The following is a 20,673-nucleotide window of genomic DNA, read 5'->3' as shown; positions in this document are numbered from 1 at the left end:
CGGGTAACCCTCGCGGCGGGGGCCGGGACGGGGACGAAGTAGTCTTGAGACCATGCCTGAACGCCGCACCGTCGCCCTTGTCACTCTTGGCTGCGCCCGTAACGAGGTGGACTCGGAGGAGCTCGCAGGCCGCTTGGAGGCGGACGGCTGGGAACTCGTCCAGGACGCCGAGAACGCGGACGTGGCCGTCGTCAACACCTGCGGCTTCGTCGAGGCCGCCAAGAAGGACTCCGTCGACGCCCTCCTCGAAGCCAATGATCTGAAGGGTCACGGCAAGACGCAGGCCGTCGTCGCCGTGGGCTGCATGGCTGAGCGATACGGCAAGGAGCTCGCCGACGCCCTGCCCGAGGCGGACGGCGTGCTCGGCTTCGACGACTACTCCGACATCTCCGACCGCCTGCAGACCATCCTCAGCGGCGGCAGCGTCGAGGCCCACACCCCGCGCGACCGGCGCAAGCTCCTGCCGATCAGCCCGGCGGAGCGGCAGGACGCGGGCTCCGGCGTCGCCCTGCCCGGCCACGCGCCGGTCGAGGCGCCGAAGGACCTGCCCGAGGGCGTCGCGCCCGCCTCCGGGCCGCGCGCACCGCTGCGCCGGCGCCTCGGCAGCAACCCGGTGGCCTCGGTGAAGCTGGCCTCCGGCTGTGACCGGCGGTGCTCCTTCTGCGCCATCCCCTCGTTCCGCGGCTCGTTCATCTCGCGGCGGCCCAGCGACGTCCTCGGGGAGACCCGCTGGCTGGCCGAGCAGGGCGTCAAGGAGATCATGCTGGTCTCCGAGAACAACACCTCGTACGGCAAGGACCTGGGCGACATCCGGCTCCTGGAGACGCTGCTGCCCGAGCTCGCGGCCGTCGACGGGATCGAGCGGGTGCGGGTCAGCTATCTGCAGCCCGCCGAGATGCGGCCCGGGCTCATCGACGTCCTGACGTCCACGGAGAAGGTCGCCCCCTACTTCGACCTGTCCTTCCAGCACTCCGCGCCCAACGTGCTGCGCACCATGCGGCGCTTCGGCGACACCGACCGCTTCCTCGAACTCCTGGACACCATCCGCAGCAAGGCGCCGCAGGCCGGTGTCCGCTCCAACTTCATCGTCGGCTTCCCCGGCGAGTCCGAGGCGGACCTGGCCGAGCTGGAGCGGTTCCTCACCGGCGCCCGGCTGGATGCCATCGGGGTCTTCGGCTACTCCGACGAGGAGGGCACCGAAGCGGCGACGTACGAGAACAAGCTCGACGAGGACGTCGTCGCCGAGCGGCTCGCGCACATCTCGCGGCTCGCGGAGGAGCTGACCTCGCAGCGCGCCGACGACCGCGTCGGGGAGACCCTCGAGGTCCTGGTCGAGGCCGTGGACGAGGAGGACGGGGCGGTCGGCAGGGCCGCGCACCAGGCCCCCGAGACCGACGGCCAGGTCCGGTTCACGGGCGCCACGGGTGGGGACGATCTGCACGTCGGTCGTATGGTCGTGGCAAAGGTGGTCGGCACGGAGGGCGTGGACCTGGTGGCTGAATGTCTCGAAGGGACCGGCAGATGACCCAAGTCCCGGCACCCGCGGCGGGCGGCTCCGGCGCGCAGGGCGCGAATCCGGTGCGCGGCGGGAAGCTGGGTGCCGCGGCGGTGAATCAAGCCAGTCTGTGGAACGTCGCCAATCTGCTGACCATGATCCGGCTCGTCCTGGTGCCGGGCTTCGTGCTGCTGCTGCTCGGCAACGGCGGGTACGACCCGGCCTGGCGCTCCTTCGCCTGGGCGGCCTTCGCCATCGCCATGATCACCGACCTCTTCGACGGGCATCTGGCGCGGACGTACAACCTGGTCACGGACTTCGGGAAGATCGCCGACCCGATCGCTGACAAGGCGATCATGGGGGCCGCGCTGATCTGTCTGTCGTGGCTCGGCGATCTGCCGTGGTGGGTGACCGGGGTGATCTTGGGGCGCGAGCTCGGGATCACGCTGCTGCGGTTCTGGGTGATCCGCTACGGCGTCATTCCGGCCAGCCGCGGCGGCAAGATGAAGACCCTCGCGCAGGGCACGGCGGTCGGGATGTATGTGCTCGCGCTGACCGGGCCGCTCGCCACCTTGCGGTTCTGGGTGATGGCGGTCGCGGTCGTGCTGACCGTGGTGACCGGCCTCGACTATGTGAAACAGGCCATTGTGCTGCGCCGCCGCGGCAGAGCCGAGGAGCGCGCGGAGGCGGCCGGTGCCGCGGACGCCGCATCGGCGCCGGAGGCCGCGAAGTGACGACCGCGGGCGTCTCGCGGCCCGGATCGGCGGCCGCCGCCGCGGCCGAGGACGTGCTGCGGCTGCTCGGGGCGCGCGGCGAGACGCTCGCCGTCGCGGAGTCGCTGACCGGAGGTCTCGTGGCCGCGGAGATCACGGAGGTGCCCGGCGCCTCACGGGTCTTCCGGGGCTCCGTGACGGCGTACGCGACGGCGCTGAAGCGGGACGTCCTGGGCGTCGACGGCGCCCTGCTGACCGAGCGCGGGGCGGTGGACGCCGAGGTGGCGCGGCAGATGGCCGCCGGGGTGCGGCGGGCGCTCGGCGCCGACTGGGGCCTGGCCACGACCGGCGTCGCGGGACCCGATCCGCAGGACGGCCAGGCGGTCGGAACGGTCTTCGTGGCCGTCGCCGGACCGCTGCCCGAAGAGCCCGAGAGGTCGGACCTTCACGACGGTCCTGTTCGCCTCCAGGGGAAAGTAGTCACCAAAGCGGCGCTCCTGCGGTTGAACGGTGGCCGTTCGGCAATCCGTAATGAGACTGTACGGAGCGTGCTCACGCTGCTCGCCGAGCAGCTTTCCGGCGAACGTGCCGGGAATGGGCGGGCACAGGATACGGAACAGAACGGGGGGAATTGATGTTTGCAGCCCTGAGTGAACACGACATCGCTCCCCGCACGGCCGCCGCGCAAGGCGGTACGGTGGGGCGTGAAGGATGCGGCTACGCGGTCCGAGGAGGGAGCCACCGATGATTCTGCTCCGTCGCCTGCTGGGTGACGTGCTGCGTCGGCAGCGCCAGCGCCAGGGCCGTACTCTGCGCGAAGTCTCCTCGTCCGCCCGAGTCTCACTCGGCTATCTCTCCGAGGTGGAGCGGGGGCAGAAGGAGGCTTCCTCCGAGCTGCTTTCCGCGATCTGCGACGCGCTTGACGTACGGATGTCCGAGCTCATGCGCGAGGTCAGCGACGAGCTGTCGCTCGCGGAGCTGGCCCAGTCTGCAGCGGTCACCGAGCCCGTGCGCGCACCGGTTCGCCCGATGCTCAATTCCGTCTCCGTGGCCGGCGTGCCACCGGAACGGGTCACGATCAAGGCTCCCGCGGAGGCGGTCGACGTCGTCGCCGCGTGACGGCCTGAGCACGGTTCCCGTGTGACCACGGCGCGCATGTGTGTGTGAAAGCCCTGACCGGGGTGTACCCGGTCAGGGCTTTCGCTGTTCCGGGCCGGGTGTCGGGCCGAGCGATATCGACCGTGATTGGTGACTTTGGTCCCGATGGTCGGGCCTGGTCTGCTGTGCCATGGTTGGTGGGGATTTCCCATGAGTTGGAGGCGACAGATGTACGTCGTGAAGAGCCCTCTGTCCGATGCGGATCTGAAGACGGTCTCCGAGGCGCTGCAAGGGGCGCTCGTGGACCTGGTCGACCTGTCCCTGGTGGCGAAGCAGATCCACTGGAACGTGGTCGGGCCGCGGTTCCGCTCGGTGCATCTGCAGCTGGACGAGGTCGTGGACACGGCTCGGCTGCACTCCGACACGGTCGCGGAGCGCGCCTCGACCCTCGGCGTCTCGCCCGACGGGCGGGCGGCCACGGTGGCGGCGAGCAGCGGGATCGGTGCGGTGCCCGAGGGCTGGGTGAAGGACGCGGACGCGGTGGGGACGCTCGTGGACGCGCTCGGCGCGGTGATCACGCGGATGCGTGAGCGGGTGGCGGCGACGGGCGACGCGGACCCGGTGAGCCAGGACATCTTCATCGGGATCACCGCGGACCTGGAGAAGCACCACTGGATGTTCCAGGCGGAGAACGGCTGAGCCGTTGTTTCGGCGGCCCGTGAGCCGCTTTTCGTACGAGGGGTCCGCCCGGGTTTCGGGCGGACCCCTCGCCGTGTTCCGGCAGCCCTCCCAGGCTTGCCGGCGGCCTCTCTCCTGGAGTGCGGAGCGGGAGGGCGCGGGGGAGACTCGACGGTGCGCCCTGGAGCGTCCGATGCGCCCTCCCGTGGGGTGAAGGCGGGCGTTTAGCGTCGACCTGGTGTTCCGCGTATCGGGCGGGAGGTGACAGCGATGGCAGCCGCGAGGGCCGGTTCGGGGGTCTGGCGGGGGCTGCGCCGGGGGGCCGTCCTGGCGCTCGGCGCGCTGTGGTGGTGGGGCGTGCTGCGGCTCGCGCTCGCGCCCGACGCGGGGGCCCTGGAGGGGGCGGTCGCGGCCGGAGGCTGGGGGCTGAGCCTGCTTCCGGTGCACTGTGTGCCGAAGTCGCGGGCGGCGGGGGTGGCGCCGAGCAGGGGGTGGGTGGCCGGGATGGGCGCCCGGGCGTACGGGACGGTCACCAGGGCGAGCGGGGCAGTCACCAGGGCATGGCCACGCCGCCGTTCGGACGGAGGATCTGGCCCGTCGTGAACGAGGAGGCGTCGGACGCCAGGTGCAGCACCGCCTGGGCGATGTCCTCGGGCGCCCCGACCCGGCCGAGCGGCGACATCCGCACCATGAGGGCCTCGGTGTGGGTCTGCGCCTCGGCATCGTGGTGGTCGGTCATCGGGGTGCGGATCCAGCCCGGCGCGACCGCGTTGACGCGGATGCCGTGCCGTCCGACCTCGGTGGCCAGCGTCTTGGTGAGCTGGACGACGGCCGCCTTGGCCGCGCCGTAGCAGAGCAGGCCGGGGCCGCCGGTGTCCACGGCGCCGGACGCCATCGTGACGATGCTGCCGCCGCCGCCCGCCTCGATCATGGCGCGGGCCGCCGCCTGGCAGGCGTACAGGACGCCCTTGAAGTTGATGTTCAGGACACGGTCGAGGTCCTCGTCGCGGGTCTCCAGGACCGGGCTGCTGTGCATGATCCCGGCGATGGCGGCCATGATGTCGAGGCGCCCGCCGGTGGTCTTGGCGGCGGCGACAGCGGCCTCGACGGCCAGGTCCAGCTGGGGCCGGTCGGAGACGTCCAGACGGTGGGTGTGTGCCGTGCCGCCGTCGTCCTTGATGAGCGTGGCCGTCCCGTGCAGGCCGTCCCCGTCGAGGTCCGCGCAGTGGACGGCCGCGCCGGCCTGGGCGAGGAGGAGGGCCGTCGCCCGGCCGATGCCGCTGGCGGCTCCGGTGACGAAGGCGGAGCGTCCGGTGAGGTCGTACGCCGTGACGGGCATGACGGGACGGTACGGCCGTATCTGACGGAACGTCAACTAGTGGGTGGGGATGTGTTGCTGGGGTGCTACGGGGTGGGTCCCTGTTGGCAGGTGGGGCACCAGTAGGTGGGGCGGACGCGCGAGCCGTCGCCCTGTTCGGCGGTGCGGACGGGGGTGCCGCAGCGCAGACAGGGGCGGGGTGCGCGGCCGTAGACGTACAGGCGCTGGTCGGGGCGGGTGCGGCCGGTGGTGGAGCGGAAAGAGGGAGGGGCTGCGCGAAGCGCATCCGTAGAGGGGCGGTGGCGGGAGACGGGCGGGAGGTCGCGGTTGGCCTCCAGAAGCTTCTTGGCGAGTACGGGGAGGCGGGCGGCCGTCTCCTCGGGGAGCTCGCCGACGGGGAGCCAGGGGGTGACGCGCAGCAGGAAGCAGAGCTCGGACTTGTAGATGTTGCCGATGCCCGCGAGGTTGCGCTGGTCCAAGAGGGCCTCGCCGAGGGGGATTTCGGGGGAGGCGAGGAGGTTGGTGAGGGCGCGGTCCGGGTCCCAGTCGGGGCCGAGCAGATCGGGGCCGAGGTGGCCGACGGCGCGCTGCTCGTCGGCGGTGCGGAGCAGTTCGAGCACGGGGAGGCGGTAGCCCACGGCCGTCGACTCGTCCGTGCCGAGGATCGCCCGGATCTGGTGGCCCGGGCCGCCGCGCCAGCGCTCTCCGGGGGCGTACAGCCGCCAGGCGCCGTCCATGCGGAGGTGGGAGTGGAGGGTGAGGCCGCCCTCGAAGCGGGTGAGGAGATGCTTGCCGCGCGGGGTGACCTCCAGGACGGTGCGGCCCGTCAGGTCGACCGTGGCGAGCTTGGGGACGCGCAGGTCGCAGCGGGTGAGGGTGTGTCCGGCGAGCGCCTGGTGCAGACGGCGGGCCGCCTGGTGGACGGTGTCTCCTTCGGGCATGGGATCAGGGTGGCACGGGGGAGGGGTTCGGTTCGGTGGGTGGGCGTGCGCTCGGGTCAGGGGCGCAGGCGCAGGCCGCGTGGGGTGGCGTGGAAGCCTGCTCCTTCCAGGAGGGGGCCGAGGGGGGAGGTCAGGGCGGGTGTTCCGTTGACGCGCTCGACCGTGACCGTGCCGAGGGTGCCCGCGCGGGCCGCCGCGGCCAGGGCGGCGGCGGCCGGCTGGAGGCGGGTGTCCTGGGCGGGCGGGGTCTGTGCAGTGGCGGGCCAGGCGAGCAGGGACTTGCCGCCGCGCTCCATGTAGAGGGTCAGCTCGCCGTCGACCAGGACGACGAGGGAGCCCGCCTTGCGGCCCGGCTTGTGACCGGCGTCGGTCGGGGGCTCGGGCCAGGGCAGGGCCGCCCCGTACGCGTTGGCCGGGTCGGCGGCGGCCAGGACGACGGCCTGGGCCTCCGAGGGGTGCGAACCCTCCGTTCGCTCCCGGGAGTTGGCGGTGGCGCGCAGCCGGTCCACCGCGCCGTCCATTGCGAACTGGGCGGCGCCGAGGCCCTCGACGACATAGCCGCGCCGCGCCTGTCCGGTGTCCTCGAAGGCCGACAGGACGCGGTACGTCGCGGCGAAGCCGCCCTCGACGCCCTCGGCGGCCACCGCGCCCCGGGTGACCACGCCGTGCCGGTCGAGGAGGGTGCGGGCCAGGGCGTGGGCGCGCAGCGTGGGGTCGGGCTCGCGGGCGGGGAGCTGGGACCAGCGGCCCGCGACGGTGGGCGGGCCGGTGCGTGAGGCGGGGCGGGCGGCGGCCGTCAGGGTGCCGTAACGCCCGCGCGGGACCGGGCGTTTGGCGCGGTGGGCCGTGGAGCCCGCGGTGCGGCCCGAGCCGAGGAGGGCGCGCATGGGGGCCAGCGTGTCGTTCGTCAGGCGGCCCGACCAGGCCAGGTCCCAGATGATGTCCGCGAGTTGGGGATCGGTGGCGTCGGGGTGGGTGGTGGCGCGGACCTGGTCGGCGATCTGGCGGAAGAAGAGGCCGTAGCCGCCGGAGAGGGCGTCCAGGACGGACTGGTGGAGCGCCGTGAGCTCCAAGGGGTGCGGGGGCGGCAGCAGCAGGGGCGCGGTGTCGGCCAGGTGGAGGGAGACCCAGCCGTCCTTGCCGGGCAGGGATCCGGCCCCGGACCACACCACCTCGCCCGCCGCGGTGAGCTCGTCCAGCATCGCGGGGGTGTACCCGGAGACGCGGGAGGGCAGGACGAGCTTCTCCAGGGCGGAGGCGGGGACCGTGGCGCCCTGGAGCTGCTCCACGGCGCGCACCAGTCCGTCGATGCCGCGCAGGCCGTGCCCGCCGAAGTGCTGCCACCGGGGGAGGAACTGGGCGAGCGCGGCGGGCGGCACCGGCTCCAGCTCCTGGCGCAGGGCCGCGAGGGAACGGCGGCGCAGGCGGCGCAGCACGGCGGCGTCGCACCACTCCTGGCCGATGCCCGCCGGGTGGAACTCCCCTTGCACGACACGGCCGTTGGCCGCGAGGCGGTGGAGGGCACCCTCCGTGACGGCCGCGCCGAGGCCGAAGCGGGCGGCCGCGGTGGTGGAGGTGAACGGGCCGTGCGTACGGGCATAGCGGGCGAGGAGGTCGCCCAAGGGGTCCTTGACGGGCTCGGTGAACGCCTCGGGGACGCCGACCGGGAGCGCCGTGCCGAGGGCGTCCCTGAGGCGGCCCGCGTCCTCGATGGCCGCCCAGTGGTCGGCTCCGGCGATGCGCACGCGGATGGCGCGGCGGGCGGCGGCCAGCTCCTCGGGCCAGGCGGGGTCGGCGCCGCGCTCGGTCAACTCCGCCTCCGTGAGCGGTCCGAGGAGGCGGAGCAGGTCGGCCACGCCCTCGGCGTCCTTGACCCGGCGGTCGTCCGTGCGCCACTGGAGCTCGCGCTCCAGCTCGGCCAGGACGTCGGCGTCGAGGAGCTCGCGGAGCTCGGCCTGGCCGAGGAGCTCGGCCAGCAGGTGCGAGTCCAGGGAGAGGGCGGCGGCGCGGCGCTCGGCGAGGGGGGAGTCGCCCTCGTACAGGAACTGCGCCACGTAGCCGAACAGGAGCGAGCGGGCGAAGGGGGACGGGTCCGGGGTGGTCACCTCGACGAGGCGGACCTTGCGGGACTCGATGTCGCCCATCAGCTCGGCGAGCCCCGGCACGTCGAAGACGTCCTGGAGGCACTCCCTCACAGCCTCCAGGACGATCGGGAACGAACCGAACTCGCTGGCCACCTGGAGCAGTTGAGCGGCGCGCTGACGCTGCTGCCACAGGGGGGTGCGCTTGCCGGGGCTGCGGCGCGGCAGCAGCAGCGCGCGGGCGGCGCACTCGCGGAAACGGGCGGCGAACAGGGCGGAGCCGCCGACCTGGTCGGTGACGAGCTGGTCGACCTCGCCCTTGTCGAAGGCGACGTCCGCCGCCCCTACGGGGGCCTTCTCGGAGTCGTACTCCAGGCCCGAGCCCGGGGCCGACGGGTCGAGCGGCTCCTGGTCCAGCAGGTCGAGGCCCATGAGGTCGGCGTCCGGGAGGCGCAGCACGATGCCGTCGTCGGCGTGCATGACCTGGGCGTCCATCCCGTACCGCTCGGTGAGGCGGGCGCCGAGGGCGAGGGCCCAGGGGGCGTGCACCTGGGCGCCGAAGGGGGAGTGGATCACGACGCGCCAGTCGCCCAGCTCGTCCCGGAAGCGCTCGACGACGATCGTGCGGTCGTCCGGGATGTGGCCGCAGGACTCGCGCTGCTCGGAGAGGTACGACAGGACGTTGTCCGCGGCCCAGGTGTCGAGTCCGGCGGCCTGGAGGCGGGCGCGGCCGTCCTCCGGGGAGAGCGCGCCGACCTCGCGCAGGAACGCGCCCACCGCGCGCCCCAGTTCGAGCGGGCGGCCCAGTTGGTCGCCCTTCCAGAAGGGGAGGCGGCCGGGGACTCCTGGGGCGGGGGAGACCAGGACGCGGTCGCGGGTGATGTCCTCGATGCGCCAGGAGCTCGTGCCGAGCGTGAAGACGTCGCCCACGCGCGACTCGTAGACCATCTCCTCGTCGAGCTCCCCGACGCGGCCGCCGCCCTTCTTGGGGTCGGCTCCGGCGAGGAAGACTCCGAAGAGGCCGCGGTCGGGGATCGTGCCTCCGGAGGTGACCGCGAGGCGCTGGGCGCCGGGACGCCCCGTGACCGTCCCGGCGACCCGGTCCCACACCACGCGGGGACGCAACTCCGCGAAGGCGTCGGACGGATAGCGCCCCGCGAGCATGTCCAGGACGGCCGTGAACGCCGACTCCGGAAGGGACGCGAAAGAGGCGGCCCGGCGCACCATTGCAAGGAGGTCGTCGACCTGCCAGGTGTCCAGGGCGACCAGCGCGACCAGCTGCTGGGCCAGCACGTCCAGGGGGTTGGCCGGGATGCGCAGGGACTCGATGGCGCCGGTCCGCATCCGCTCCGTGACGACCGCTGCCTGGACGAGGTCGCCTCGGTACTTCGGGAAGACAACCCCCGTGGAAACAGCGCCCACTTGGTGCCCCGCGCGGCCCACGCGCTGCAGCCCCGAGGCCACGGAGGGCGGCGACTCGACCTGCACCACCAGGTCGACGGCGCCCATGTCGATGCCCAGCTCCAGGCTGGACGTGGCGACCACGGCGGGCAGCCGGCCCGCCTTCAGGTCCTCCTCGACCTGGGCGCGCTGCTCCTTGGAGACCGAGCCGTGGTGGGCGCGGGCGAGGACCGGAGGGGCGCCCTTGGCGGCGCCCGACTCGGCCATCAGCTCGGCCGGGGTGTGGTCCTCGGGGAGGGCCTCGCCGGTGGCGCGCTCGTACGCGATCTCGTTGAGCCTGTTGCACAGGCGCTCGGCCAGGCGGCGGGAGTTGGCGAAGACGATCGTCGAGCGGTGGGCCTGGACGAGGTCGGTGATGCGCTCCTCGACGTGCGGCCAGATCGACGGGCGCTCCGCCGCCTGGTCGGATCCCTGGCCGGAGTCGGCGACCGGGGAGCCGCCCAACTCCCCGAGGTCCTCGACCGGGACGACCACCGAGAGGTCGAACTCCTTGCCCGAGGCGGGCTGGACGATCTCCACCTTGCGCTGCGGGGAGAGATAGCGCGCCACCTCGTCCACCGGGCGGACCGTCGCCGACAGGCCGATGCGGCGGGCGGGGCGGGGCAGCAGCTCGTCCAACCGCTCCAGGGAGAGGGCGAGATGGGCGCCGCGCTTGGTGCCCGCGACCGCGTGCACCTCGTCCAGGATCACCGTCTCGATGCCGGTCAGGGCGTCCCGGGCAGCGGACGTGAGCATCAGGAAGAGGGACTCGGGCGTCGTGATCAGGATGTCCGGGGGACGGGTGGACAGGGCGCGGCGCTCGGCGGCCGGGGTGTCGCCGGAGCGGATGCCGACGCGGACCTCGGGCTCGGACAGGCCCAGGCGCACCGACTCCTGGCGGATGCCGGTGAGGGGGCTGCGCAGATTGCGCTCCACGTCGACCGCGAGGGCTTTCAAGGGCGACACGTACAGGACGCGGCAGCGCTTCTTGGGGTCGGCGGGCGGCGGGGTCGAGGCCAGCTGGTCCAGGGCGGCGAGGAAGGCGGCCAGGGTCTTGCCGGAGCCGGTGGGCGCCACCACCAGGACGTCCGAGCCCTCCGCGATGGCCTGCCACGCCCCGGCCTGCGCGGAGGTGGGCGCGGAGAAGGCGCCCGTGAACCAGCCGCGGGTCGCGGGGGAGAAGCTGTCGAGGGCGCCGAGGGTGCTGTGGGCCCCTTGCCTGGACCTGACCATGCCCCCATCCTGCACCCCGCCACTGACAATCGCCGTGACCTGCAGAAACGACTGGTCCACCGAGGGTGGCCCGACGCAGAATGGCAGGCATGGCGAGCAAGGCGGGCAAGGGAGAGTGGGCGCGGCACTGGCAGTACGAGCGGTTGCCCGGCCTCGACCTGCTGCGTGCCCGCTATGTCCGGCACACGTTCCCGCGCCACAGCCACGACGGCTATGTGTTCGGCGCGGTCACCCGCGGAGTCGAGGCGGTCGGCATGCCCGACGGCACCCTGTACGCGGGTCCGGGCAGCGTCGTCATGATCAACCCTGAGGTGGCGCACACCGCGTGGGCCGCCGGGCCCGAGGGCTGGGCGTACGACACGCTCTACCCCTCGGCCGACGTCGTCGCGGAGATCGCCGCCGAGACGACCACGGTCCGCGGCACCGCGGGCTTCGGCGAGACCATCGTCATGGATCCACGGGCCGCGCGCCTGATCAGCGAGGTGCACCGGGCCGCCGAGTCGGGCGAGGCGCTGGTCGCCGACAGCCTGCTGAGGGTGGTGCTCGCCCGGCTGCTGCGCGATCACGGCACGGCGCTCGCCCAGCGCCCGCGCCGGTCCGCGGGGGCCAGGGCCGCGGCACGCGCGCGTGAGGTCCTCACCGAGCGCATGGCCGACCCGCCGTCCCTGGAGGGCCTCGCGGCCGAGCTCGGCACCAGCCCCTTCGCTCTGCTGCGTGCCTTCCGCGACGCCTATGGAATGCCACCGCACGCCTGGCTCACCAACGCCCGGGTGCGCGCCGCGCGCCGCCTCCTGGAGGCGGGCATCGCTCCGGCCGAAGCCGCCGTGGCCGTCGGCTTCACCGATCAGCCGCACCTGAACCGGCACTTCACCCGCATCGTGGGGGTGCCGCCCGGGGCGTACCAGCGCGGCCGCAAGAACGTACAAGACGCTTCCGGGGAGCTCCTCGTAGCGTCCGACGCGTGGCAGAACAGACAGCATCAGCACCAGCCTCGTCAGTAGAACCCCTCGAAGAAGCCCCCGCAGGATCCGCCGCGACCGCAGCTCCGGAGAAGTCCGATGCCGCCGTCGTGCGGGACGCCCTCGGGGTGGGCGTCGCCGTCGGCCTCTCCGGGTTCGCGTTCGGCGTGACCTCGGCGGGCAGTGGCCTCACCGTGCTGCAGACGTGCGCGCTCAGCCTCCTGGTCTTCACCGGGGCCTCGCAGTTCGCCCTCGTGGGCGCGCTCGCCGGAGGCGGGAACCCGCTCACGGCCGCGGCCGGGGCCTTCTTCCTCGGGGTGCGCAACGCCTTCTACGGGCTGCGGCTCTCGCAGTTGCTCGCCCTCCCGCGCGCGGTGCGGCCCTTCGCGGCGCACTGGGTCATCGACGAGACGGCGGCGGTCGCCCTCGCCCAGCCCACCCGGCGCGGCATCCGCATGGGCTTCACCGTGACCGGCCTCTCTCTGTACGCGCTGTGGAACCTCACCACGCTCCTGGGCGCTCTCGGCGCCGAGGCGATCGGCGACACCGACGCGTGGGGGCTCGACGCCGCGGGACCCGCGGTCTTCCTGGCGCTGCTCGCGCCGATGCTGCGGACGGCGATGGAGCGGGCCGTCGCGGGCCTCGCCGTCGTCCTGATGCTCGGCCTGCTGCCGGTGCTGCCCGCGGGAGTGCCGGTCCTCGTGGCCGGGCTCGCCGCCCCGGCTGCCCTCTACGTAGAAGGCCGCAAGGACCGCAACACCGCACAGAAGGAAGCCCGTTGAACATCTGGATCGCCATCGCCGTCACCGCTGTCGGGTGCTACGCCGTGAAGCTCGCCGGGCTGCTCGTGCCCGCGGGCGTCCTGGAGCGCCCCTCGGTCAAGCGTCTCGCCGCCCTGCTGCCCGTGGCGCTCCTGGCCGGGCTCACGGCCCAGCAGACCTTCGCCGACGACCGCGTCCTCGTGCTGGACGCCAGGGCCGCCGGGCTCGCCGCGGCGGCCGTCGCGCTGCTGCTGCGCGCGCCCTTCCTTGTCGTCATCGGGGCGGCCGTGGCCGTCACGGCGGGGCTGCGGGCCCTCGGCTGAGCGGCCCCGAGCGGCCGGGCTGCCTCAGCCGAGGGCCCGGCCGTGCGCCCGCAGGGTGCGCAGCGCCTCGATGGTGACGATCGGACGCCACTCCAGTGCGGTGCCCGGCGCCCACTGCCGGAAGCGGATCGGCCAGCCGCCGTCCTCCTGTTGCTCGCTCTCCAGGAAGTCGAGCGAGCGGGCCATCTCGTCGTCGGTGAACCACGCGCGCGCGAGGGACTCGGGCGTCTTCGCGAAGTCGTACGCGAAGTGGTGCTCGCCCGCGGCGTAGCCGGCAGCGACCGGGTAGTCCTGGAGGCGGTCCGGGTCGAGGGCGGCGAGGCGCTGCTCCCGCACGAGCCGCCCGAGGCGGTCGGCGGCCGCCTCCGCGCGCGGGCGGTCGGGTGCGCCGTCGAGGAACGCGACGGCCGCCTGGATCTCGTACGGATGGGACTTCTCCAGGGATTCGACGGTCGCCCAGCAGAAGTCGGTGGCCCGGAACAGCCAGGCGTGCCACACCTCGTTGCGGTGCAGGAGGCCCACCACGGGGCCGGTGGCGAGGAGCTCGCTCGGCGGGTCGTCCACGATCGGCACGAACGGGGCCGCGGGGTAGCCGCGTTGGCTGGGATGGATCGCCGGAAGGGCGCCGTCGGGTGTCGAGACGGACGTCAGATAGCGGCACACACGCTCCACACGCTGCCCGCCGCAGCGCCGGATCGAGTCCAGGACGCGCAGCGCCTGGCCGGTGTGCAGGGGCTGGCTCACCGGGCCGCGCAGATCGGGTTCGAGGGCGTGACCGTACCCGCCGTCCTCGTTGGCGTACGCGGCCAGGGCGGTCTCGACGGCGTCGGCGGCCTCGTCGGCGCCCGGCCCGGTGGCGGCGGTGAGGAAGTGGTACGCGAACCGGCGCTGCTCGAGGACGCGCGCGGTGAGCCAGACGAACTGCTCGGCGCGGGCCAGGAGGGAGGACGCGGCGTGCGGGGATGCTCCGGATTCGGCCATGGTCCGACGGTAGGACGGAAAGCGTTCTCGGCAAGCCCCCTGTGCTCCGGCTGCACTCTCAGGGGCGGGATACTGGAGTCATGCGGTTGACGGTCTTCTGGGAGCTGATGGCGGCCCACTTCGGTGCGGGGTACGCCGACTCCTTCGCGCGCGATCATGTGATGGCGGAACTCGGCGGGCGCACGGTGCACGAGGCGCTGGACGCGGGCTGGGAGGCCAAGGACGTCTGGCGGGCGGTCTGCGTCGCGGTGGACGTACCGGCCGAAAGGCGCTGATGCCCGGACCTCTCGGGGTGCCCGCGCCCCCTTGTGCGGGCCCTGGAGCGGGTGAACAAGTGGGGACCGGGGCCGAATGTCGGCGGCGTGGGTGAGACTGGGCCCGTGGCATCGACAGACGAGACCGCGCAGGTCACCCAGGACGCAGCCCCGCCCGGCACGACGCCGCCCGCGCAGCCCCCCGCCGGGCCCGGGGCCGAGCGCGCCCGCATGCCGCGGTGGCTGCCGCGCGCCATGGTGCTGGCTCTCGCGCTCATCGCCTGTTTCCAGCTGGGCAGTTGGGCCTTCCACCAGCTGACCGGGCTGTTGATCAACATCCTGATCGCGTTCTTCCTGGCGCTCGCGGTGGAGCCCGCGGTGAGCTGGATGGCGTCGCGCGGTCTCCGGAGGGGCCTGGCCACCTTCATCGTCTTCCTGGGCGTCCTGATCGTGAGCGCCGGCTTCATCACGCTGCTCGGCTCGATGCTCGCGGGCCAGATCGTGGACCTGGTGGAGGACTTCCCGAAGTATCTCGACCAGGTGATCAAGTGGATCAATGAGACGTTCCACACGGAGCTCAGCCGCGTCGAGGTCCAGGACAGCCTGCTGCACTCGGACTGGCTGCAGAAGTACGTCCAGAACAGCGCGAGCGGCGTCCTGGACGTCTCCGCGCAGGTCCTCGGCGGCCTCTTCCAGCTCCTGACGATCCTGCTGTTCTCGTTCTACTTCGCGGCCGACGGGCCCCGGCTGCGGCGCGCGCTCTGCTCCGTGCTGCCGCCCGCCCGGCAGGCCGAGGTGCTGCGCGCCTGGGAGATCGCCGTCGACAAGACCGGCGGCTATCTGTACTCCCGGGGGCTGATGGCGCTGATCTCCGGAGTCGCGCACTACATCCTGCTGCAGGCCCTGGACGTCCCCTACGCGCCCGTCCTCGCCGTCTGGGTGGGTCTCGTCTCGCAGTTCATCCCCACCATCGGCACGTACTTGGCGGGAGCCCTGCCGATGCTGATCGCCTTCACCGTGGACCCCTGGTACGCGCTGTGGGTGCTCATCTTCGTAGTCGTCTACCAGCAGTTCGAGAACTATGTGCTGCAGCCCAAGCTCACCGCCAAGAGCGTCGACATCCACCCGGCGGTCGCCTTCGGCTCGGTCATCGCGGGCACGGCCCTCCTCGGCGCGGTCGGCGCGCTGGTCGCCATCCCGGCGGTCGCGACGCTGCAGGCGTTCCTCGGGGCGTACGTGAAGCGGTACGACGTCACGGACGACCCGCGGGTGCACGGACACCGGAGGCGGAACGGGGAGCCCATCCTCGCGCGCGTGCGGCGTGCGCTGAAGGGGTCGCGGGAGCGGGAGCCCCATCAGGAGAGCGACCCTCAGTAGGCGACCGCCGCCCAGAGCCCTGCGCCCAGGACCGCCGCCGCGTAGGCGCCGACCGCCACGGTCATGATCCGCTGCCGGGTCCGCTCGCCCCAGGAAGTGCGCGACAGCAGCCAGGCCAGCGCGGGCAGGACCAGGACGGCGTGCAGGCTCACTCCGTGCAGCGGCTTGAGCGCGGCCGTGGAGTGGTACGCCGCCTCCTGGTGGCCGGTGCGGGTCAGGAACACTCCGCGCGCGATCATCGCCGCTCCGGACGCGAGGGCGACAAGGAGGACGGCGAAACCGGCGCGGAGCGCGAGCGGCATCCCCGCCGGGCCGTCTGGCCGGTGCCGGAACGAGGCGACGGCGAACACCGACAACAGCACCACAAGGAGGCCGCCGCCCACCGCGAGTGCCATGGAGACGACGGTGTTGAAGGGTGTCTCCATGTTGAGATGAGAGGGCACGCCCCGCCACGCCTGAAGGGTGATCCCGCCGACCTCGAGCACGCAGTCGGCGGCGAACAGCACGAGCAGCGCCCTCCGCGCGCGCTCTGAGAAGCGGAGATACGAGGTCACCCAGGTGAGGGCGATCAGCGTCAGGCCGAAGGACAGCCCGAAGGTGACCGGCTTGCGCCAGGAGACGGGCCCCTCCCACGGGCCGCCGTCGACCGCGAACACCAGCAGATGCGCGAGGCCGGAGAGGACGAGGACCACGCCCGTCGCATGACAGAGGCGCTCGGAGGGGCGCGCGGAGTGCCACAGGGTGCGTACGGCGGTGGGCAGGGCCCGGCGAGGCGGGGCGCCGGATCCGGTCGGGGCGCCGGGTCCGGTCAACGAGGCTGCGGGGACTGCTCGTTGCGGTGTCTCCTTGTGGCTTTCCGCGTGGCTCTTCATGTGCTCAAGCCTGGCGTTCGCGCGGCTTCCGGTCGTCGTCCGCCTGAAGGCACCGCCCGTACGCCTGGGGGAGTACGAGAGGTACGCGGAGTACGGGGCGGCCCGGAGAGTCCCGCGATGCCCCCCGTACGCTTCCCGGCATGGGTGGCCACAGGGAGAGGCGAGGTCCGCGGACGCGAGGGCTTCCGGAGCGGCTGGCCGCCGCGTGGTCGTGGGGGCCCGACCCCGTCAGGACCGTCCTGTTCCTGCTGCTCGCGCCCGCGCTCCTGACCGCCGGGGCGCTCGGGGCCATGGGCTGGACCTGGTGGCAGCGGACGCTCGCGGGCCTGGGCGCCCTGGCCATCGGCGCGTATCTCCTGCTGGTCCTGGTGGGCGCCCGAAGGCGCGGCCGGACGAGGAGGGCCGCTGGACGGCCGGAGACCCGGCGATCATGATGCCGGGATGACGGAGAACCGAACTCCCGTGCCGCCGACCGTGATACGGCTCGCGCGCTACACGAAGACGGAGCAGAGCGAGATCCTCGGCGACGGGGCCGACCCCTTCGGTGTCGTGGACACCGGCCTGTCCTTCCTGCCCAAGGACGAGCACTTCGGAGTCCGCCTCGACGGCCGACTCGTGGCGCACGCCGGGCTGTTGGAGCTGCCCGTCGAGGTGGCCGGAGCCGGTACGCGCGTGGTGGGCGTCGGCGGGGTCGCCGTCGCCCCCGACGTGCGTGGGCGGGGCCTGGCCCGGCTGGTGCTGGCGGGGGCCCTGGAGCACGCGCGCACGATGGGGCCGGACCACGGGCTGCTCTTCTGCCGCCCGCCCCTTGTCGCGCTGTACGAGCGGCTCGGATGGAGCGCGCTCGGCGTGGACGTGCGGGTGGAGCAGCCCGGGGGCCGGGTCGTGACCATGCCGCTCCGGACGATGGTGACGCCGTTGCGGGAGGGTGCGGTGTGGACTGCGGGGCCGGTGCGTCTGCTGTCGCAGCCCATGTGACGCGGCCGGGCCGCGGGTCTTCTTCGGCGGCCGGCGTCAGCGGACGTCCATGGGTGCCGGTCGACGTCAGTGGACCTGGCCGACCTGGTAGTCGCCCGCGGGCTGCTGGGTGATGACGTTCAGACGGTTGAAGGCGTTGATGAGGGCGATGGTCGTCACCAGGGCGGTGAGCTGGTCCTCGTCGTAGTGCTTGGCGGCGTTGGCCCAGACGTCGTCGGGGACGCCGCCCGCCGCGTCGGCGATGCGGGTGCCCTCCTCGGCCAGCTCCAGGGCGGCGCGCTCGGCGTCGGTGAAGACCTTGGCCTCGCGCCAGGCCGCGACGAGACTGAGGCGCACCGAGGTCTCCCCGGCCGCGGCGGCCTCCTTGCTGTGCATGTCGATGCAGCCTGCGCAGCCGCTGATCTGGCTGGCGCGGAGCATGACCAGTTCGCGCGTCGTGGCGGGCAGCGTCGAGCCCGCGAGCGCGTGGTGCGCGGCGATGAGGTGCTTGACGGCCTTGACGGCGATCGGGCTGGCCATGAGGTTCAACCGAGCTTCCACGATGTGCTCCTGTATGTCGTTGCCGGCGCTTGCACCCCTAGGACGGAGCGATGTCCGCTGGTTGTGACACGGGCGGGTGTGACCCGGCTCTCGCGTGGTGCGGCGGGGTCAGGGGTTCGTAGGCTGGGCGCGTGTCCTTGCTCAGCTGGAAGCGTGTTCTCGGCGCGGTGGCCGTGCTGTTGGCGGCTGCGGCCCTGGTGCTCCTCGTGTGCGCGCTCGTCGGGGCCGCGCCCTGGCGGCTCGTCACCGGCGTGGTGATCGGTGCGGTCGTGGCGGGCGGGCTGTGGGTGTCGGCCGGCCGGGACGCAGGTCGCCGGACTCGGGCGGACCGGCGGCCATAGGCCGGGTGTCCCGGCCTTCACCCCGCACATCCAAGGTCTTCGCGCGGCCGCGTGGCGCGCTTGACAGTAAAATCGAACATCCATTCTCATGAAGTGTCCGGCGGCGTGATTCCGGGGGTTCACGGGGGCTTCCCGGGGCCGCCAGGGGATTTCGGTGGGCGGATCGCCCCGAGTTATCCACAGGCCGGGCGGGCGTCGGGGCGCATTGTCAGTGGCAGGCGTTAGCGTCTTTGACGTGAAGCGATCGACTCAAGCAAACCGGGTGGAACCCATGGCAGGAACCGACCGCGAGAAGGCGCTCGACGCCGCGCTCGCACAGATTGAACGGCAATTCGGCAAGGGCGCAGTGATGCGCATGGGCGAGCGGCCGAACGAGCCCATCGAGATCATCCCCACCGGGTCGACCGCGCTCGACATCGCGCTCGGCGTCGGCGGTCTGCCGCGCGGCCGTGTGGTGGAGGTGTACGGCCCGGAGTCCTCCGGTAAGACGACCCTGACGCTGCACGCCGTGGCCAACGCGCAGAAGGCCGGCGGAGCGGTCGCCTTCGTGGACGCCGAGCACGCCCTCGACCCCGAGTACGCGAAGAAGCTCGGCGTCGACATCGACAACCTCATCCTGTCCCAGCCGGACAACGGCGAGCAGGCCCTCGAGATCGTCGACATGCTGGTCCGCTCCGGCGCGCTCGACCTGATCGTCATCGACTCCGTCGCGGCCCTGGTCCCGCGCGCGGAGATCGAGGGCGAGATGGGTGACTCGCACGTGGGTCTCCAGGCCCGCCTGATGAGCCAGGCGCTCCGGAAGATCACCAGCGCGCTCAACCAGTCCAAGACCACCGCGATCTTCATCAACCAGCTCCGCGAGAAGATCGGCGTGATGTTCGGCTCCCCGGAGACCACGACCGGTGGCCGCGCCCTCAAGTTCTACGCCTCGGTGCGCATCGACATCCGCCGCATCGAGACCCTGAAGGACGGCACGGACGCGGTGGGCAACCGCACCCGCTGCAAGGTCGTCAAGAACAAGGTCGCGCCGCCCTTCAAGCAGGCCGAGTTCGACATCCTGTACGGCCAGGGCATCAGCCGCGAGGGCGGCCTGATCGACATGGGCGTGGAGCACGGCTTCGTCCGCAAGGCGGGCGCCTGGTACACGTACGAGGGCGACCAGCTCGGCCAGGGCAAGGAGAACGCCCGTAACTTCCTGAAGGACAACCCCGATCTCGCCAACGAGATCGAGAAGAAGATCAAGGAGAAGCTGGGCGTCGGCGTGCGGCCGGAGGCTTCGGACGCCGAGCAGGACAAGGACACGGACGCTGCCGCGGCGGCCCCGGCCGAGGACGCGGCCAAGACGGTGCCCGCACCGGCGGCGAAGTCCAAGTCCAAGGCCGCGGCGGCCAAGAGCTAGTCCGTGACGCGGCGAACCGACTGGGCGGTCGACCCTGCCGAGGCCCCACGCCGGGAGTACCAGGGGCACCGGGAATACCGGGAGCACGAGGACGGCGCCTCGGCCGGGGGAGAGGCTCCCGGTTCCGGTGCGGGCCCTGGTTCCGGCGAGGGGTTCGGTGAGGGTTTCGACCCCGGTGACGGCTCCGGTTCCGGCGCGGGCTCCGGTTCCGGTCGACGTGGTGGTCGTCGGCGGCGTGGCGGCTTCGGCGGTCATCAAGGCAGCGGTTCCCCTTCCTCGTCGAGGGCCGAGCAGGGGGAGTCGTCGCCGACGGGGGATCCGGCTGAGCGGGCGCGGGCGATCTGTCTGCGCCTGCTCACCGGGACTCCGCGCACGCGCAAGCAGCTCGCCGACGCCCTGCGCAAGCGTGAGATCCCCGAGGACGTGGCGGACGAGGTGCTGTCCCGCTTCGAAGAGGTCGGCCTGATCAACGACGGCGCCTTCGCCGACGCGTGGGTGGAGTCCCGGCATCACGGCAGGGGCCTGGCCCGGCGGGCGCTCGCCCGGGAGCTGCGCACGAAGGGGGTCGACTCCACGCTGATCGACGAGGCCGTCGGACAGCTGGACTCGGAGCAGGAGGAGGCGACGGCGCGCGAGCTCGTCGCCCGCAAGCTCCGCTCCACGCGGGGCCTCGACCGCGACAAGCGGCTGCGCCGCCTCGCGGGGATGCTCGCCCGCAAGGGCTACTCGGAGGGGATGGCGCTCCGGGTGGTGCGGCAGGCCCTGGAGGAGGAGGGCGAGGAGACGGAGGACCTGGAGTACGGGGGGTGAGCACCCCTGTGGGGTGTGGGGGCGTTCGAGGGGCTCCGGCCGGTTCTCACGGGGGTGGAACCGGCCGGGCCCGCGCTTCCT

General features: G+C 72.8%; 22 protein-coding genes. 16 read left to right on the top strand and 6 right to left on the bottom strand.

Annotated elements, in window-relative coordinates; translation table 11 throughout:
- The first annotated feature begins 52 nt into the window (after positions 1 to 52).
- The 6 genes from rimO (at position 53) to ACFWYM_RS20575 (ending at position 4,587) form a co-directional block, all read left to right on the top strand.
- Positions 53 to 1,525 (top strand): 30S ribosomal protein S12 methylthiotransferase RimO, encoded by a 1,473-nt coding sequence (gene rimO, locus ACFWYM_RS20600; protein ID WP_384838815.1) that lies wholly within the window; start codon positions 53 to 55, stop codon positions 1,523 to 1,525.
- Complete coding sequence (gene pgsA, locus ACFWYM_RS20595) at positions 1,522 to 2,229, top strand: CDP-diacylglycerol--glycerol-3-phosphate 3-phosphatidyltransferase (protein WP_384838813.1); 708 nt, start codon at positions 1,522 to 1,524, stop codon at positions 2,227 to 2,229. The genes rimO and pgsA overlap by 4 nt, the downstream gene beginning before the upstream one ends.
- Positions 2,226 to 2,843 (top strand): CinA family protein, encoded by a 618-nt coding sequence (locus ACFWYM_RS20590; protein ID WP_384838810.1) that lies wholly within the window; start codon positions 2,226 to 2,228, stop codon positions 2,841 to 2,843. Before pgsA ends, ACFWYM_RS20590 begins: the two co-directional genes overlap by 4 nt.
- A 109-nt stretch (positions 2,844 to 2,952) precedes the next feature.
- Complete coding sequence (locus tag ACFWYM_RS20585; RefSeq protein ID WP_384838807.1) at positions 2,953 to 3,327, top strand: helix-turn-helix domain-containing protein; 375 nt, start codon at positions 2,953 to 2,955, stop codon at positions 3,325 to 3,327.
- Between the two features lie 207 nt (positions 3,328 to 3,534).
- The gene (locus ACFWYM_RS20580) at positions 3,535 to 4,005 is read left to right on the top strand and encodes a Dps family protein (protein ID WP_384838854.1); all 471 of its coding nucleotides are present in this window, start codon (positions 3,535 to 3,537) and stop codon (positions 4,003 to 4,005) included.
- 249 nt (positions 4,006 to 4,254) lie between these two features.
- Complete coding sequence (locus ACFWYM_RS20575) at positions 4,255 to 4,587, top strand: hypothetical protein (RefSeq protein WP_384838804.1); 333 nt, start codon at positions 4,255 to 4,257, stop codon at positions 4,585 to 4,587.
- On the opposite strand, the gene ACFWYM_RS20570 is transcribed toward ACFWYM_RS20575, so the two are convergent.
- The 3 genes from ACFWYM_RS20570 to ACFWYM_RS20560 form a co-directional block, all read right to left on the bottom strand.
- Entirely contained in the window at positions 4,535 to 5,323 is a 789-nt protein-coding gene (locus tag ACFWYM_RS20570) for an SDR family NAD(P)-dependent oxidoreductase (RefSeq protein ID WP_384838801.1), read from the bottom strand. The genes ACFWYM_RS20575 and ACFWYM_RS20570 overlap by 53 nt on opposite strands.
- Before the next feature lie 65 nt (positions 5,324 to 5,388).
- Positions 5,389 to 6,243, bottom strand: a complete 855-nt coding sequence (locus tag ACFWYM_RS20565; RefSeq protein ID WP_384838798.1) for an Fpg/Nei family DNA glycosylase — start codon at positions 6,241 to 6,243, stop codon at positions 5,389 to 5,391.
- 56 nt (positions 6,244 to 6,299) lie between these two features.
- The gene (locus tag ACFWYM_RS20560) at positions 6,300 to 10,997 is read right to left on the bottom strand and encodes a DEAD/DEAH box helicase (RefSeq protein ID WP_384838795.1); all 4,698 of its coding nucleotides are present in this window, start codon (positions 10,995 to 10,997) and stop codon (positions 6,300 to 6,302) included.
- An 89-nt stretch (positions 10,998 to 11,086) separates the two neighbouring features.
- Between ACFWYM_RS20560 and ACFWYM_RS20555 the strand changes: the two genes are divergently transcribed.
- The 3 genes from ACFWYM_RS20555 to ACFWYM_RS20545 are packed head-to-tail and all read left to right on the top strand — an operon-like array spanning position 11,087 to position 13,040.
- Positions 11,087 to 11,998, top strand: coding sequence for an AraC family transcriptional regulator (locus tag ACFWYM_RS20555; protein ID WP_384838792.1), 912 nt, complete (start codon positions 11,087 to 11,089; stop codon positions 11,996 to 11,998).
- Positions 11,959 to 12,738, top strand: a complete 780-nt coding sequence (locus ACFWYM_RS20550; protein WP_384838789.1) for an AzlC family ABC transporter permease — start codon at positions 11,959 to 11,961, stop codon at positions 12,736 to 12,738. Before ACFWYM_RS20555 ends, ACFWYM_RS20550 begins: the two co-directional genes overlap by 40 nt.
- Positions 12,735 to 13,040: an AzlD domain-containing protein gene (locus ACFWYM_RS20545; RefSeq protein WP_384838787.1), complete on the top strand. Its 306-nt coding sequence runs from the start codon at positions 12,735 to 12,737 to the stop codon at positions 13,038 to 13,040. Before ACFWYM_RS20550 ends, ACFWYM_RS20545 begins: the two co-directional genes overlap by 4 nt.
- Before the next feature lie 24 nt (positions 13,041 to 13,064).
- Here ACFWYM_RS20545 and ACFWYM_RS20540 read toward each other — a convergent pair whose 3' ends face one another.
- Positions 13,065 to 14,021 (bottom strand): hypothetical protein, encoded by a 957-nt coding sequence (locus ACFWYM_RS20540; RefSeq protein ID WP_384838784.1) that lies wholly within the window; start codon positions 14,019 to 14,021, stop codon positions 13,065 to 13,067.
- 80 nt (positions 14,022 to 14,101) lie between these two features.
- Here ACFWYM_RS20540 and ACFWYM_RS20535 point away from each other — a divergent pair, with 80 nt between their 5' ends.
- The gene (locus ACFWYM_RS20535) at positions 14,102 to 14,296 is read left to right on the top strand and encodes a DUF3046 domain-containing protein (protein ID WP_384838781.1); all 195 of its coding nucleotides are present in this window, start codon (positions 14,102 to 14,104) and stop codon (positions 14,294 to 14,296) included.
- Between the two features lie 105 nt (positions 14,297 to 14,401).
- Positions 14,402 to 15,652, top strand: coding sequence for an AI-2E family transporter (locus ACFWYM_RS20530; protein ID WP_384838778.1), 1,251 nt, complete (start codon positions 14,402 to 14,404; stop codon positions 15,650 to 15,652).
- Here ACFWYM_RS20530 and ACFWYM_RS20525 read toward each other — a convergent pair.
- On the bottom strand, positions 15,646 to 16,524 hold the full coding sequence (locus ACFWYM_RS20525; protein ID WP_384838775.1) for a hypothetical protein: 879 nt from the start codon (positions 16,522 to 16,524) through the stop codon (positions 15,646 to 15,648). The two genes, ACFWYM_RS20530 and ACFWYM_RS20525, sit on opposite strands and share 7 nt — an antisense overlap.
- A 140-nt stretch (positions 16,525 to 16,664) precedes the next feature.
- Here ACFWYM_RS20525 and ACFWYM_RS20520 point away from each other — a divergent pair, with 140 nt between their 5' ends.
- On the top strand, positions 16,665 to 16,958 hold the full coding sequence (locus ACFWYM_RS20520) for a hypothetical protein (RefSeq protein WP_384838772.1): 294 nt from the start codon (positions 16,665 to 16,667) through the stop codon (positions 16,956 to 16,958).
- A gap of 7 nt (positions 16,959 to 16,965) precedes the next feature.
- Positions 16,966 to 17,502 carry a GNAT family N-acetyltransferase gene (locus tag ACFWYM_RS20515; RefSeq protein ID WP_384838769.1) on the top strand — a complete coding sequence of 179 codons (537 nt, stop codon included), beginning with the start codon at positions 16,966 to 16,968 and terminating at the stop codon, positions 17,500 to 17,502.
- Between the two features lie 66 nt (positions 17,503 to 17,568).
- Here the strand turns inward: ACFWYM_RS20515 and ACFWYM_RS20510 are convergent, their stop codons facing one another.
- On the bottom strand, positions 17,569 to 18,042 hold the full coding sequence (locus ACFWYM_RS20510; RefSeq protein WP_384838766.1) for a carboxymuconolactone decarboxylase family protein: 474 nt from the start codon (positions 18,040 to 18,042) through the stop codon (positions 17,569 to 17,571).
- A gap of 131 nt (positions 18,043 to 18,173) precedes the next feature.
- On the opposite strand from ACFWYM_RS20510, the gene ACFWYM_RS20505 reads away from it, so the two are divergent.
- The 3 genes from ACFWYM_RS20505 (at position 18,174) to recX (ending at position 20,592) form a co-directional block, all read left to right on the top strand.
- A complete protein-coding gene (locus tag ACFWYM_RS20505) occupies positions 18,174 to 18,383 on the top strand; it encodes a hypothetical protein (protein ID WP_384838764.1) in 210 nt (69 codons plus the stop codon).
- Between the two features lie 271 nt (positions 18,384 to 18,654).
- On the top strand, positions 18,655 to 19,782 hold the full coding sequence (gene recA, locus ACFWYM_RS20500; RefSeq protein ID WP_384838761.1) for a recombinase RecA: 1,128 nt from the start codon (positions 18,655 to 18,657) through the stop codon (positions 19,780 to 19,782).
- Positions 19,783 to 19,785: 3 nt separating this feature from the next.
- Positions 19,786 to 20,592, top strand: coding sequence for a recombination regulator RecX (gene recX / locus ACFWYM_RS20495; RefSeq protein ID WP_384838758.1), 807 nt, complete (start codon positions 19,786 to 19,788; stop codon positions 20,590 to 20,592).
- Positions 20,593 to 20,673 lie beyond the last annotated feature (81 nt).

It is taken from the genome of Streptomyces sp. NPDC059009, from assembly GCF_042740175.1.
Lineage (GTDB): Bacteria > Actinomycetota > Actinomycetes > Streptomycetales > Streptomycetaceae > Streptomyces.
Note: the sequence above shows the minus strand (reverse complement) of the source record. Positions and strands in the feature narration are given on the sequence as shown.